Below are 14,372 nucleotides of genomic sequence, written 5' to 3'. Positions count from 1 at the left end.
GATGGCACTCGATCGAGAACTACGTGAACTTGCCCGCGGAGCGGAGTTCACTGCGACTGACGAGGAGGTCGATCAGGCGATCGAAACGGCTGCCGAGGAACTCGGTGAATCTCCCGAAGAGGTACGCGAGAACGTCGCGTATATCATGGACTCGACGTTCGAAGAAGAAGGTGTGAGCACCTCATTCAACGAAATGGTGAGTGGTGCGAGCCTCCAAGACGATACCGGGAGCACTGGTGATCCACGTCTTGAGGCGCTCGAACTGTACAAACTCAGACAAAAGCTCTAATCTGAGAACAATCGTGAGCACGGAATACGACGTCACCATCGAGTTCGACGGTGACACGACGACAGTATCAGTCGACGAGAACGAGTACATTCTTGATGCGGGCCACGAGGCGGGACTCGATCTTCCGTTTTCCTGTCGAAACGGAAACTGCACTAGCTGTGTTGCCGAGCTACTCGACGGAGAAATCGACCAGAGCGACGGGATGGCGCTTGAATCTGATCAGCGAGAAGACGGCTACGCACTGCTGTGCAGTTCGTACCCGCAAGCAGACTGTCACATCAGGGCCGGTGATGCAATTCAGCAGGAACTGCTCGGGCTGGATTTGTTTTGATCGCTACGCTACAGCCATACTCGATCAGGAAGGGCACACTACGGGTGTCCAGTACCGGAGAAGACGACGAGTTCCGCACCACTGAGATAGGCCTGTCCGCCGGTGACAGCACTCAGACGCCACCCATAGCCCGTAACGGGTAGCTGTCGCTCCCAGACGATCGTACCGTCAGTGGGATCGATAGCAGACGCACCGGCGTAGAGAAGCTCACCAACCCGTGCGAAGCCATCTGTTGGTACGTCCCGCTGCTCGACGTGTGCTCGCCAGCGCTCACCCCCATCTGTTCGATCAAGCGCGATGACGTCGGCGTCGATCCCGTTCACGTGAATGTACACCTGTTTCTCGTCCGCCGATCCGATCCTCAGGTTGGGGTACGTGTCCGGCGCATAAGCGGTGCGCCAGTACTCCGCACCGGTTGCCGCATCAAGCGCGATGAGCGTTACGCCCGGTTCGCCCTCTTCAGCTACGAACAGTGTTCCGTCAGAAACGATCGGAGTGGCTGCGGGATCGAATTTGACCCTTGGGAGTGCTGTCCAGACGGTCTCACCGGTCTCTAGATCGAGCGCCTGAACGCCTGCCGCGCTGGGAACGTACACTCGTCCATCGGTGACAGGGAGAGCGCCTGAAAACATATCGTCGATCGGTGTCTGCCAGCGAATCTCCCCATCAGTGGTGAATGCGGTTACAGTCCTGTCATTGTACCCTCGGGGAATACTCGTCACGATGGTATCGTCTGTGACCGTGACCGGAGCCATTCGTAATGAAGATGCGTCATCGGTATCGAACCGCCAGCGGCGCTTCCCGGTGTTCGCATCGACCGCGATGAGCGCGGCGTCGTACGTCCCTCCGTCGTAGGGACCAAACCCAACGCTCGCATAGACCGTTCCATCCAGTACGGCTGGCGAATCGACATCGGGGATCAGTGGTTCTCCGGGATCCTCGATTTCCGGGGGTGCTGGCTCGAATGACCAACGAGTCTGACCGTTCTGTGCGTTCACCGCAATCAGCTCTTTCCCACCAACGTAGACCGTCTGGTCGATGACCGCTACTCCATCATGAATGCGATCGTGACTCGTTGACCACGCCTGTTCGATGTCTCCTGTGGGTCCAGTGTCATCGGTGAGCCGGGCTGAGTGAGCCGGGCCTGCCCTGTACTGTGGCCATTCACCCTGCACAGGGGTCGACTGATTCGAGGCAGCGGCTGTGCGGACCGATCCGTGACCGAGCGCCCCAAGGCCAGCCAAACCGACAGCGGTGTTCGTGAGGAACGATCGACGACTGAGTTCCATCGAGGACTGTTGCATTACGAGAGCAACAATAACCATGTTTTATAAATGCTTTCTGGCCATCATGAATTGAATCAGAGATCGGCGGATAGCTCGAGACGGCAGTCGTTTTAGCGTCCGAGAGAGAGGTGACAGAATGACAACGGATTTTGTGAATGAGAATGATGTTGATCGCGTGGCTTTACAGTCGCTGGTAGCGACGTCGGAGTATGCGACTCGACGGCGTTCGTGTGTTAGATCTCACACGCCTCCTTCCGGGACCGTATGCGACACAGCTACTCGCCGATGCGGGCGCAGACGTGATCAAAATAGAGGACACCGACAGCGGTGATTACGCGCGCTATATGCCGCCCGTGACCGACAGTGGTGTCGGAGCGGTGTTCGACGGCGTCAACCGAGGCAAGCGAAGCGTTGCGCTCGATCTCAAAACGGACGGCGGACGGGACGCGTTCTATCGCCTGCTTGACGATGCGGATGTGGTGTTCGAAGGCTTCCGGCCAGGTGTCGCCGAACGGCTTGGGATCGATTACGACAGCGTCCGTGAACACAAGTCGTCAATCGTCTACTGTTCGCTGTCGGGATACGGTCAAAGCGGTCCGCTCGCCGAACGCGCAGGACACGATCTTAACTACGTCGGACGGGCAGGACTGCTTGATATGACCCGCGAGGACGAGTCTTCGAAACCGCAGGTCCCCGGCTACCCAGTAGCGGATATGGCTGGAGGATTGTTCGCGGCGTTCGCTATCGTTGGTGCGCTTTGTTCGCGGGAACTCGGTAATAGTGACGGTGAGTACATCGATGTGGCAATGACGGATGTTGCCCTGTCGTTCTCACAAGTAATCGCACCCCAAGCGCTTGCCGGTAAAAACCCACGACCCGGCGCAACGCCGCTTACAGGCGACTTTCCGTGGTACGATACGTACGAAACTGCTGACGGGGCGTATGTCACACTCGCCGCGCTCGAACCAAAGTTCTGGCAAGCTTTCTGTGAGACCGTAGAACGCGAGGATCTCGTCTCAGAGCACATGAACACCGATCCGGCAACGATGCAGGCGCTCAGAGAAGAACTCGAATCGATATTCAGAGAGCGAACGCGCGAAGAATGGGAAAACGTTGGCGACGGCGCAACCGTCGACGGCGTTTACACACCAAAAGAGGCAGTCGAGGCGGCGCAGTTCAACGAACGAGGAATAATACGACGTGATGTGGATCAGGCACCACGGATTGGATTTCCAGCCGTGATCGATACACCCGAACCAGACGAATCGATTCCAGCACACGGCGAGCACACAGATGATGTCCTCCGATCGGTCGGCTACGATCAGCGAATACTCGAACAACTGCGCGAAACGGGCGCAATCAACTGACAGACAACGCACAGTACACGGCACGATGGACATTCGTCTAACAGTACTATCGACACACTACTGTCGGGTTCGGAAAAAATACCATAGGCCAGAAGGGGGCTGATTGGCTATGGAGCGCGACAGTGACGTTTGGACTATACCGGTTCGGACGCCGGGGGTTTGGATGAAACCGTCACGTCACATAGTCGCTGTGTGACCGACGCCCACACTAAATTGTATTCTACATAGGCATGAGTCTTGTGCCCCCAGGTTCGTCTGCAACATCTGATATGTATTCGAACAACAGATAGTGGTTGTTCGAAGAAACCATTTCACAGTCCGTCTGTATTCGTTGGAGAGTGGCGTAATTGTGGCAATAATATATAACTTGAACGTTCATAATATGACATCAATCCCACAAATATATAAAATAATCATCATATGTTAGTCTCCACGTGAACCGGAGCTACATTCTGTTCTAAGGATACGATATAGCACAGTTATTCATGATAACCAAAAGTAGTTGCAGCGCAGAATTCGACGAATGCTGACCAAACACCGAATCGTCGACGGATTTTGACAGAAACACGCTCAACAAGAGCGCGTGTATTTTTCATATATTTTTAATCAGTTATATAACAGAATAATTAGAAGATGAGTCTTTCCATTTCTCTCATACTAATCAGCTCTCGAATCATGGTTCACGCTGTGCCGACCGAGCACACCACGAACTATGTGTCGGGATACAAGGGGCGTGAGGATGTCACGTAGCCGTGCTAACGATCTTGATCACGTCTCCTTCTTCAAGTTCGTACTCATCGCTTACGCGTCGTCCAGAACGTGCATCGACCGCGTGGAGGTAGCCGTCCCCAATATCGGAGTGGACGGCGTATGCGAGATCCTTCGGGGTCGACCCACGCGGGAGGAGGAAGGCATCAGGAAGAACAACTCCCTGCCCGTCGGTCCACTTCGTCTCGTTTTGAACAGGATAAGCGGTGATATGATCGAGAAGATCGTAGACGGCCGTGTTCAACGTTTCCTGAACGCCGGTTCCACCCCAGTCGCTCATCACGGTACGAATCCGTTCCAATCCGCGTTCTTGTTCGTCCGTAAGATCACCGACGACGGTGAAATCTGGATCGCCAGAATCGTACTCGATGACGCCCGCGTTCATGGCCTGTTGGAGAGCAAACTCACCCTCTGCTGTGGTCGGAGTCACGCGGCTTCCTGTCTCGCGGAGTCGTTCGATGTTCTCTGTTGAGGCGGTGTCTGCTTTGTTGGCAGCGACGATGATGGGCTTTGTGCGGGCGCGTAGCTCACGCGCCAGTCGTTCACGATCGTCGCTGTCCCACGAGAGTGGATCGTCAGAATAGTCGACCGCACGAAGCGTTGATGCGACTTTCGGCTCGCTCGCGCCGAAGCCGGTCAGTAGCTCTGTCAGCGCGTCTTCGAGGTCGAAGTTGGGCGATCGGGACTGACGTTCGACGGTTTCCCAGTTTCGATCAACGATTCCCGCGAGCCAGAGGTCCATCTCCTGTTGGATGAAATCCACGTCCTGAACGGGGTCGTACGAATCAGTTGGGACCGGTTCACCCTCGGCATTCGTCGCACCACTGGCGTCGACAACGTTGATGACACAATCGGCGTTCGAGAGAGCGTCGAGGAACTGATTACCGAGACCTCGACCCTCGTGCGCACCGGGGACGAGTCCCGCTACATCGAGCAGTTCGACTGGAACAAAGCGAATGCCGTCGTGGCAGTTGTCGCTGTCACAGCGCTCTTCACGTGCAAGACAAGGACATTCCGTGCGGACGTGACTCACACCTCTATTCGGATCGATCGTTGTGAATGGGTAGTTACCGGTTTCGACATCTGCGAGCGTCGCCGCACGAAAGAACGTGGACTTCCCGGCATTGGGCTTTCCGGCAAGGGCAAGCGAGAGGGAGAGTGAAACCATACACCGTACAGGGTCGGCGTCGGAGAGTGCCTTTCGATTCCACACCTCCATTACATGGTTTCGTGGATGGAATCGTTCGTAATCGACATCTCGCCGCTCGCACGGATCGCGCCGTCAATGGTCGCTCTATCGTGCAGATCGAGATCACCACAGGAGATATCGCCGAGCACCTCCGCGCCTTCGGCGACGGTGACCGTGCCGTGCCGTGTGGTTACGTCGCCGTGAATACGGGTCCCTTTCCCGATCGTGATACAGCGTTTCGTTCTGAGGCTCCCGAACACGTCGTTGTCCTCACCGACAGTGAGCGATGCCGCTCTGATATTCCCGTGTAACCGACAGCCGTTGCCGATAACACCCGGGGTCGAGACGCGCCACATATCGTCGCTCACGTGTGAGCCACGAGGAATAACGAGTGCGTCATCTTGTTCGCCCAAGAACTCGTTTGCAACCTCTGCAGCCGCTTCCTCCTCACCGAGCCGCAACAAATGCGAGAGATACAGGAACAGGAAGACGATGGTTGGCATCGGATTCCGGATAATGATCCAACCACTCGCCTCGAAGCCTTTTTCGATGTCTACTTCATCGCCGATATCGAGGTCACCGGAAACAACGAGTTGGCCCCCGATGCGCGCCCGCTCTCCGATGTAGGCGTCTGCACCCACGAGAACGTTTCCGTGAACATCACACCACATATCGAGCCGACAGTCATCTGTCGACTCGATAGAACCACCGAATACGGTGCGCTCACCGGCGATAACGCTGCGTCCGCGCACCCCGAACTCGACCGTACTCTGCCCACCGATGATGATGTCTCCATCGGTCACGAGATCGTGTTCTTCGACCGTCGTTTCATCTGGAATGACGAGCCGGTCAAGCGTATCACCGCGAATCGACACGGACTAGCGTTACCACGACGGGGCTATAATCTCTTGGGACCGTCTGACGCACGGCTGACGAGCGACGAAGTTTTTGTTTCGCCGTGAATAAGACCGAGCATGACTGCCTTATCATTCGACGAACAAGGTGTCGATGTCGTCTACGAGGGAACTGAATTCCGCCTCGAACGACAGCTCATTGAGAACGCGATCGAAAAATCGTATCCATCAATTACAGATCACGAAGTGCTGAAAATCATCGAGGAGAGTCCGACGCTTGAGGGCGAACCCCGCCGCATCGAAGATATCGTGCGCTGACACACGAGAGTACTTGATGAGGGTTTGATGTGGATAGCTGTGAATGTTCGTCAAGATCCAATCGAGTTTCGTGACTCAATCTATCAGTACGTAGTGCTCACGAGTCGCGGTACACAGGGTGGCTGTCACCGACCGTCCATTTGAACAGAGACAGCACGACAGAGTGGACTTCAACAAGGACGATGACGCTTATCACAATGATTGCGACCTGAACCGGCGTCGAAAGCAATCCAAGAGAGACGATGAGCGTCGTCGCACACGCCGGTGCGTGGTTTGTGTGGGTAGCAATCATTCCCCAGCTCGTCAGTACAATCGATACGACACCGCTTGCAGCGAGACGGAGGCCGTCTGCAGAGAATGCAGGAGATGTCGCAACAATCGTAGCATCAGTGGCGAGTAAGGAGTACGCGAGGAGACCAGCACAGCCACCGATGACGTGGCTTCCAACGATCGTCCGCCGAGTTCGCTCAACTCGGCGTTGAAACGAGAGAATGAACGCAGACGGCCCGAGACTCGGAAAAATAAACGGCTGCCCGCTTGCCCACGCAACGAGACCGAGAACTGTGAACAGAAATCCAGCGTAGAGACTCGTCCCAACACGACGACGGTTCATACACTCCGTTCGACACAGCCACCTCATAGTATCCTTCCCTTTTCCTTTCCTGCTTTGCTCTTCTCTACGCTATCTGATCTTACTCTCTCACAGCCACACGTTCGCGTTGGGCTGAGTAGCAGCGATAACAACGACAGTTCTATTGTGCGAGCGTTCCAGTGTGGAGTAATGACACAGCAAGCACGCCTCGGCCAGTTCACGCATCCATCGTGGCTGACCGCGCTTGGAACGACCTTCGGATACATCGCTATTCTGCTTGCGATGTTCGTCCTCCTGTTCGTGATTCCGTACGGGATATTCCTCCTGTTTGCGCCAGTATAAGTGAACTCCTTCTGATATTTTGGAGACTGGGCGAGTGACCGACCAGTACGAAACTCAACCCGTTTCGAGATCGTACAGTGCCTCTGTTCCCCGCGTTATAAGTCTATACATTAAGTGTGAATCACTAGTGATTCCCGGTGATGTCTCCCGCCGCCTCCTTCTGACTTACAGCAACCATAGTGATGACATCAGAATTCGAGTTCGGCCCAATTCCACTCAGATCTATTCTGTGTCCACGTGTAGCCATGGTGCGTTCTATATACTTCGATCGGAACGATGAGGGATAGATGATAGAAGCATGAATCTCTCGTTCCACAACAAAAGTAGTGATGTTGGTTAAAAACGCTGTTAGTGGCTGATATGAACACGCTGCCACCAGTGATTTATAGCACTATCATTGATTAATTACAAATAACATAGTTAGACAGGATAAATTTATATATAAAACACAAAGAAAAAATTTGAAGTGGCTGTATTCGGATATCGCGAGTAGGAACGCAGACCGACCTGTTCATAGGAGCCTTCGGGCTGTCTATTGGACTCGATGGTGCTTGTTCCTGTACATATAACCAACAATCATGAAACAAAAAACCCAAACCGCATTGATAGTTTTCATGGTGCTGAGTGTGACCGTGGGAGTCGTCGTTGTACCTGCCGTCGGGGCATCATTCGGTACAAAGCACGTCCCGAAATTCGATAAGGTCACAAAAATAAACGATAATTCAGATAAAAACTCTGATACGTCAAAAAACAATCCAGTGAATATCGTCAAAAATAAAAACAACAACAAGAACTCCAACAATCTCGAGAACACAAATACAAATAATAACAATAATAATGCGAACGCTAATGCCGATGCCAGTAGCACTGGAGTCTCCGTCAAGCCATCACCAACACCGACGACGACACCGACACCAACACCAACACCAACACCAACACCAACACCGACACCAACACCGACACCAACACCGACACCAACACCGACACCAACGACAACGCCCGATATGCGACCGGCAATCAGTTTCGTTGCGTTCTGTGTCACACCAGGTACAGAGGGCAGTGCAGACGATGTGACCGTGACTCCCACTGAGTTCAAGGATAACGACCCATCCGAACCGGTCGCGATCTCGTGGACTTCGGATGTTCCGATCCAGGAAGTGAAGCTCAAAGCCGGGCCAGACATTGAGAAGTTCGTGGAGAGCGGCGCTATGAGTGGCTCTGCGGAGGTTGGTATGGGCGATCCGGCCGACCCTGACCAAACGGAGTCCGTGCCCTGTGGTAATGACCTAGACCTATTAGTCAAATTCGAGTGGAACGGTCAGGAGTTCGTACCTGAAAATGAAAACCCGTAGTTGGCGAGTGCCACTGTGAAGGTTTGTTTATTTTTTAAAATCGAATGGTTTCTGGAGACATTAGCTGATTAAGAGCTGATTGGAGAACAGTCAGGCATTGATTAGATGATTTCCTATCCGCGAAAGCTACGAGTAGTGGGCTATGAGAGTGTATGTAGCCTACTCAGCGAGGATCGGAGACTCGTTTTCCGAGCCTACAACGACCTGTGATAAGACCGTCTCTCATCGGCCCTACTGACCTGCTGGTGTGGACTACGGATTCCTGTTGCCCTGTAGCTGCGGTACGGTAGCGAAAGCGCAGGCGGAGCAAAGCGTAGCCGAGAGCGTGGAAGTGGTAATGAGGCGTAGCCGAATGTAGGGTTGATGGACTCGGAGAGAGGTTTCACACCGTCTCAGCTCCAAATCCCATATTATGCACTTTGTATTTTGCTATTGGCTCGGAATCTTTGTATAGATCCACCGACGATTTTAATCATTTTACTAATTGATAGGAAGTTGAACGAAGTAGAAGAGTATTATTGACTTCTGAGTAGGAATCGGCGCAACTCTCCTATTCTGTTTTATTTCGGTAGAAGGAAGCCAGAGACTGACTTGAGACTCTCAGTTGGACAATACAAAGACGACTCCGTATAGTCATAGCGTGGTGTGTGTAACAGTATACTCACTCATGAAGGGAGATCGTACAGTTGACGAAAGACGAGCGTCGGAAATCGAGGTTCGAGTCGGCTCGGCGGTCGACCGATGCCCGGAGATGTATCGTTTGTCACGCGCTCTATAATGCCGGTTTCGGCGAGTTCGTACAAGAAGCGCTTGACCGTCGCCTCTGACAGATTGACGCCGGAGGTTTGTGCTATTGTCTCTGTTGTGGTGTCGACAGAAGCCCGTTCTGTGTCGTCCAGATCGACGAGTTGACGCAGCACGGACTGACGATTCTGTGAGAGACACAGCACCCGAGCGAGCGATACCGAGGGGCGCGGAACAGCGTCCATCCCTGTCTGAATATCCTCGTCGATAACACGAGATCGATTGTGAGCGACTGCGACGCTCGCTGCGCTGAGCAGTGCTGCCAGTGCGTTGTGTGCGTTACCCTCACCCCATCTGACGATGCGACGCAGCTGTTCGTGCGTGACGGCTCGCTGAGAGAGGCCGTCGGAGGCACGCTCGGTCAGAATATCGACGAGAACGTGGTCGTCGTAGGCAGGGATTTCGATGTGCTCAGGAGGTATTTCGGGGAGGTCGTCCGGTGGTGACCGACCGACGGCGATCCACGAGAGTGAATCGTTCAGCGGAGATAGCGTCCCCGCGAGCTCCGAGAGCGAGTAGGTGTCTGGTTCACCAACGTGATCGACGGCAACGAGCACTCGGTTTTCGCGCGGTTCGAGATGTTCGCTGAGCCACGAACTGATCGCATCGACCCCGACGCCGTGTTCTGGCACTGACTCCTCAAGCACGCTATCGAGGATGGTCTGATACAAGCCGAAGTCGCTTCGAGCACGACGTGCGTCGACGTAGACGAACGCCGGCGTTCCGTCCGGTCGAGCACGCGTCGTCGTGTGAATCGCCGTCCGGGATCGACAGAGGAGTCTGTCGAGCTGCGTGAGAAGGGCTGTGATGACGGCTGATTTTCCCGAACCAGATGGACCCCAGACGTAAGCGTGAGAAGGAAGCTGACCGTGAAAGATCGGATCAGTGTAATCGAGCAGCTGTTCTAGGACAGGACCACGACCTGTTGGCTCTTCGACATGGACAGCGGGATTGACAGCGTCATAATCGAGTATGAGCTGTGCGTCGTTGCCAGAGTGCTGTCGCCGTCGAATGCGCGATCTCAGATCCATCGTGATGTCAGAGGGACGAGTGGGGTGGATATCCGAACGATACACGACAAGATTGGTTTCCTGAAATTACACCTGTGCGAAAAGATCATGTCCGCACTCACGGAACCGGAATCCAAGAGGGACCCGGAAAGACGCCGAGGAGGAACAGCATCCCGATGAAGAACGTGTTGATGGCGATGGCTGTCGCAGGCGGGTCGAAGTGGGTGTCTGCGTGAGCGTAGAAAACTCGCTGGACGATCTCACCGGTGAGCGCTCCGCTGATACCGAACACCGCAGCAATTGCCAGCGACGGAACCATCGGCATCGATGCGGTCCCACCAGCTAACGCCGCTGCTGCGGTCGATGCTGGTAGCGAGATATGGTGAGTCACGGGAATATTCTCGACACCACAGTTCAAGAACACGAGTGTCGCGGCACTGATGCCAAATCCGAGGAAGACACTCCCTGTCGAAACGACCAGATATCCGCCGAGGATACCGACGACCAGCCCAATCATCGCAACGCCAGCCCAGCGATACTGTTGGGGAAGCCACGGTTCGACGAGAAGTCGTTGTGGGGCTGTGTCTCCGTCGGAAACCGTCTCCTCGTCCCCATTCGTCTTCTGTGTTTCAGTTTCAGTTTCAGTTCCGGTTTCGGCCGCCTCTACGCTCTCACCTCCGTCGGCGACGATGTTGCCGCCTTCGGCCGTTGAGTGCATCTCACCCCGCTCGAACGGTGTCATATCGAAGATGTTCTTGCCCCGAACAGTACCGATGAGCGAGTAGCCAAACACGAGCCTGTGAGCGACAGCCGAGATGACGACACCGAACGCGATTGGGTCCCACGGCAAACCGAGACCGCCGGACACTTCGCCGACGACCATTCCGAACATGCCGAACAGTCCGCCAACGGCGAGCACATCTGGTTTCGTCCCGAGCGCGTGAGCGATATTTTTCGCTTCGTGGTAATCAAATCCGGTATCCATGTAGCCTTTTTCTGCGGCGTATGCAGCTGCGGCAGCACCGCCCGCAAAGGAGACGTGTGGACCGAAAACGGGACCGAACGCAACACTTCCTGTGATACCGATGGCGATATCGTCGGGAGAGACACCGGGAATGTTAGAAGAAAGGAACACTCCGGTCCGATTCGCAGCCTCTCCGAAGATGACCATGAAGCCAGTGAAAATGAACGCTGGGAGTGCGCCAAGCGCCGCACCGAACGCGCCACCAGCAAACGCGGCGATCCAAAGCCCAGGATCACTGAGTGCTTCGATAACCATATCAACCCCCATTTTTATTCGCCCTCCTCGCGGGCCCAATCGAGCGACCGTTCAACGGCGTCACTCCACCGGTCGTACTTCGCGTCGACTTCGTCGGTGTTCATCTCTGGAGTGAACTCCCGGTCGACCTGCCAGTTGTCCCGGAGTTCTTCGAGATTATTCCAGTATCCAACAGCGAGTCCAGCAGCGTATGCAGAACCGAGCGCAGTCGTCTCATCCACCTCAGGACGGACGATGTTCGCATCGATGATGTCAGCTTGTTGTTGACAGAGGAAGTTGTTCTTCACCGCACCACCATCGACTTTCAACCGACTGATCTCCATATCCGCATCGGCTTCCATTGCCTCGGCGACATCCCGCGTCTGGAAGGCGATGGATTCGATTGCTGCGCGGACGATGTGCGCACGGCGGGTGCCACGAGTCATTCCGACGATCGTTCCTCGCGCACGTCCATCCCAGTGGGGTGCGCCAAGTCCAGTGAATGCGGGAACGAAATACACCCCGTCTGTGGAATCGACGCTTCGAGCGACTTCCTCGGAGACGAGTGCATCCTCGATCAGATCGACATCTTCCAGCCATTCGATCGCCGCACCAGTGATGAAGATAGAGCCTTCGAGTGCGTACTGGACTGGTTCGCCAGATCGCTGAAAACCGATGGTCGTCAGCAGACCGTGATCGCTTTCGACGGCCTCTTCTCCAGTGTTTGCGAGGAAGAACGATCCGGTACCGTAGGTGTTCTTCGCATCGCCAGCGTCAAAGCACGTCTGGCCGAACAGCGCCGCCTGCTGATCGCCGAACGCGCCCGCGACCGGAATTTCTGCCCCGAGGAAACCGTCGGAATTGGTGTGTCCGTAGTACTCATCGTCGCTCGATGGTCGGACTTCGGGGAGCATCTCACGTGGAACGTCGAACTCCGATAAGAGATCGTCGTCCCAATCGAGATCGTGGATGTTATACAGCATAGTCCGGGACGCGTTCGTGACCTCGGTGATGTGGTTTCCTGTGAGGTTGTAGATGAGCCACGAGTCAATCGTTCCGAACAGTATTTCGCCGTCTTCGGCACGTTCACGGAGGTCAGCTGGTCGTGCTCGCTGTGTCTTGATCGGGTCGGCGTTGTCGAGCAGCCACTCGGCTTTTGTGGCTGAAAAGTACGCATCGGCTTCGAGACCGGTCTTGTCCCGAATCTCCTCGACTGTGCCTGCCTCGGCAAGTTCTTCGATCCGGTCCGTCGTCCGTCGATCCTGCCAGACAATAGCGTTGTGGATTGGTGCTCCCGTGTCACGGTCCCAGAGCACTGTCGTCTCGCGCTGATTTGTCACCCCGATTGCTTCGAGCTGAGTTGCATCTACGTCGGCTTCATCCAACGCTGTGGTGATGACAGCCTGTGTCTTCTGCCAGATTTCTATCGGGTCGTGTTCGACCCATCCCGGCTCCGGATAGTGCTGTTCGTGTTTTTCGTACGCACTGGTGATGACCCTCCCCGCGTGGTCGAAAACCATAAATCGCGTTCCTGTCGTCCCTTGATCGATAGCGCCGACGTATGTGTCTGATGACATGATGTCTCACTCCAGATCTATTGGGTTCCACGGCTCGCTTGTTTACCCATGGTGCCAATCCAGTGGTAAACAATTGATTAGACCATTATAAATCTACTGGTCATTACATTTCCATCTATGATGAAATCAGTGACAGAAGACGGTAAATCATCGTGACGAGAAGCGCTTGCATTCGAAATTCCTGCCGAATTACTTCAGGAGTCAGGAACTAGTCGATACGAAGAGATCGTCTCATGGATTCGAGTGTGAGTACGTGAGATGGATACGTTGACCAAGATTCAGAGTGAGATACCGAAGCAGTCGTCGAGAACTCGTGCCCGTTTTTGTTGTGAACTGACGGTTTCACTCCGCTTTCCACCGTTTTCAGTGACAATTAGAGTATCATCAGAGAGCGTAACCCGCCCCGAACCGGTTGCAATTGTGCAAACAGTTCGGCCGATAAAAGCCGATTCTTCAGCAGTTTGCTGATACTCACACATCTCGATGAAATCAGCGAGCACTCGTTCCTCGGTTGTGAACCGGTAGCTCGGCGTCCATTCGCTGTCGGTCTGTTCCTGTGTGAAATAGTGACCGGGATCGTCAGCAGGAGTAATTCTGTAGGTCCCGCTCACATCAGACAGCGAATCGCCCGCCATGGGCAGTGGACGACGACAGAAATCACCGAACCCGACGTCGACCAGATAGCGTCTCTTGAGATCGACGAGAAGGGCCATGTGATCGAACGGTGGACCGAACGCCTCGGTATCGTCTCGGACACGTCCTTCGACGATGCGCACGTCGTACCCGAGTTGTCGGAGGAGCCAGCCGAACAGCGAATTGAGTTCGTAGCAGAAGCCGCCACGTTCTCGATCGATGATCTTCGCGTACAAAGAGGAAAGATCGAGAACAATCGGCTCATTCCGGGCGATATCGAGTGTCTCGAATGGAACAGTGCGGAGATGTGCTCGCTGGAGTTCCTGTAAGAGATCGAGATCACGAGGCTTCTCTGGATCGAGAGAAACCCCGATCCGAGCTAGGTATCGATGGGGATCCATC

General features: G+C 54.6%; 14 protein-coding genes. 6 read left to right on the top strand and 8 right to left on the bottom strand.

Translation table 11 applies throughout. From position 1 onward, the window contains the following. Position 1: 1 nt before the first annotated feature. Both MW898_RS18405 and MW898_RS18400 read left to right on the top strand, forming a co-directional pair. On the top strand, positions 2-289 hold the full coding sequence (locus MW898_RS18405) for a hypothetical protein (RefSeq protein WP_248909562.1): 288 nt from the start codon (positions 2-4) through the stop codon (positions 287-289). Positions 290-302: 13 nt separating this feature from the next. Further along, positions 303-620 carry a 2Fe-2S iron-sulfur cluster-binding protein gene (locus MW898_RS18400; RefSeq protein ID WP_248909560.1) on the top strand — a complete coding sequence of 106 codons (318 nt, stop codon included), beginning with the start codon at positions 303-305 and terminating at the stop codon, positions 618-620. Positions 621-658: 38 nt separating this feature from the next. Here MW898_RS18400 and MW898_RS18395 read toward each other — a convergent pair whose 3' ends face one another. Then, complete coding sequence (locus MW898_RS18395; RefSeq protein ID WP_248909558.1) at positions 659-1,924, bottom strand: outer membrane protein assembly factor BamB family protein; 1,266 nt, start codon at positions 1,922-1,924, stop codon at positions 659-661. A gap of 191 nt (positions 1,925-2,115) precedes the next feature. On the opposite strand from MW898_RS18395, the gene MW898_RS18390 reads away from it, so the two are divergent. Next, positions 2,116-3,273 (top strand): CaiB/BaiF CoA transferase family protein, encoded by a 1,158-nt coding sequence (locus MW898_RS18390; RefSeq protein ID WP_248909557.1) that lies wholly within the window; start codon positions 2,116-2,118, stop codon positions 3,271-3,273. 742 nt (positions 3,274-4,015) lie between these two features. On the opposite strand, the gene MW898_RS18385 is transcribed toward MW898_RS18390, so the two are convergent. Together MW898_RS18385 and MW898_RS18380 are read right to left on the bottom strand one after the other, a co-directional pair. Then, the gene (locus MW898_RS18385; RefSeq protein WP_248909813.1) at positions 4,016-5,209 is read right to left on the bottom strand and encodes a redox-regulated ATPase YchF; all 1,194 of its coding nucleotides are present in this window, start codon (positions 5,207-5,209) and stop codon (positions 4,016-4,018) included. Between the two features lie 50 nt (positions 5,210-5,259). Continuing rightward, positions 5,260-6,105: a polymer-forming cytoskeletal protein gene (locus tag MW898_RS18380; RefSeq protein ID WP_368409107.1), complete on the bottom strand. Its 846-nt coding sequence runs from the start codon at positions 6,103-6,105 to the stop codon at positions 5,260-5,262. Between the two features lie 99 nt (positions 6,106-6,204). Between MW898_RS18380 and MW898_RS18375 the strand changes: the two genes are divergently transcribed. Further along, positions 6,205-6,402 (top strand): DUF5800 family protein, encoded by a 198-nt coding sequence (locus MW898_RS18375; protein WP_248909555.1) that lies wholly within the window; start codon positions 6,205-6,207, stop codon positions 6,400-6,402. A gap of 97 nt (positions 6,403-6,499) precedes the next feature. Here the strand turns inward: MW898_RS18375 and MW898_RS18370 are convergent, their stop codons facing one another. Continuing rightward, positions 6,500-7,015 carry an HPP family protein gene (locus MW898_RS18370; protein WP_248909553.1) on the bottom strand — a complete coding sequence of 172 codons (516 nt, stop codon included), beginning with the start codon at positions 7,013-7,015 and terminating at the stop codon, positions 6,500-6,502. 168 nt (positions 7,016-7,183) lie between these two features. Between MW898_RS18370 and MW898_RS18365 the strand changes: the two genes are divergently transcribed. Together MW898_RS18365 and MW898_RS18360 are read left to right on the top strand one after the other, a co-directional pair. Continuing rightward, the gene (locus MW898_RS18365) at positions 7,184-7,336 is read left to right on the top strand and encodes a hypothetical protein (RefSeq protein WP_248909551.1); all 153 of its coding nucleotides are present in this window, start codon (positions 7,184-7,186) and stop codon (positions 7,334-7,336) included. Between the two features lie 632 nt (positions 7,337-7,968). Continuing rightward, on the top strand, positions 7,969-8,688 hold the full coding sequence (locus MW898_RS18360) for a hypothetical protein (RefSeq protein ID WP_248909549.1): 720 nt from the start codon (positions 7,969-7,971) through the stop codon (positions 8,686-8,688). Positions 8,689-9,353: 665 nt separating this feature from the next. On the opposite strand, the gene MW898_RS18355 is transcribed toward MW898_RS18360, so the two are convergent. The 4 genes from MW898_RS18355 to MW898_RS18340 form a co-directional block, all read right to left on the bottom strand. Further along, positions 9,354-10,523: a Cdc6/Cdc18 family protein gene (locus tag MW898_RS18355; RefSeq protein ID WP_248909547.1), complete on the bottom strand. Its 1,170-nt coding sequence runs from the start codon at positions 10,521-10,523 to the stop codon at positions 9,354-9,356. Between the two features lie 97 nt (positions 10,524-10,620). Beyond that, positions 10,621-11,793 carry a DUF7973 family transport facilitator gene (locus tag MW898_RS18350; RefSeq protein WP_248909545.1) on the bottom strand — a complete coding sequence of 391 codons (1,173 nt, stop codon included), beginning with the start codon at positions 11,791-11,793 and terminating at the stop codon, positions 10,621-10,623. Between the two features lie 2 nt (positions 11,794-11,795). Continuing rightward, positions 11,796-13,337, bottom strand: coding sequence for a glycerol kinase GlpK (glpK, locus tag MW898_RS18345; RefSeq protein WP_248909542.1), 1,542 nt, complete (start codon positions 13,335-13,337; stop codon positions 11,796-11,798). A gap of 278 nt (positions 13,338-13,615) precedes the next feature. Further along, on the bottom strand, positions 13,616-14,371 hold the full coding sequence (locus MW898_RS18340) for an arylamine N-acetyltransferase family protein (RefSeq protein WP_248909540.1): 756 nt from the start codon (positions 14,369-14,371) through the stop codon (positions 13,616-13,618). Position 14,372: the final 1 nt, after the last annotated feature.

Source organism: Halocatena marina (assembly GCF_023276375.1).
Taxonomy (GTDB): Archaea; Halobacteriota; Halobacteria; order Halobacteriales; family Haloarculaceae; genus Halocatena; species Halocatena marina.
The sequence above is the reverse complement of the archived record's forward strand: the minus strand, read 5'-3'. Positions and strand labels throughout refer to the sequence as shown.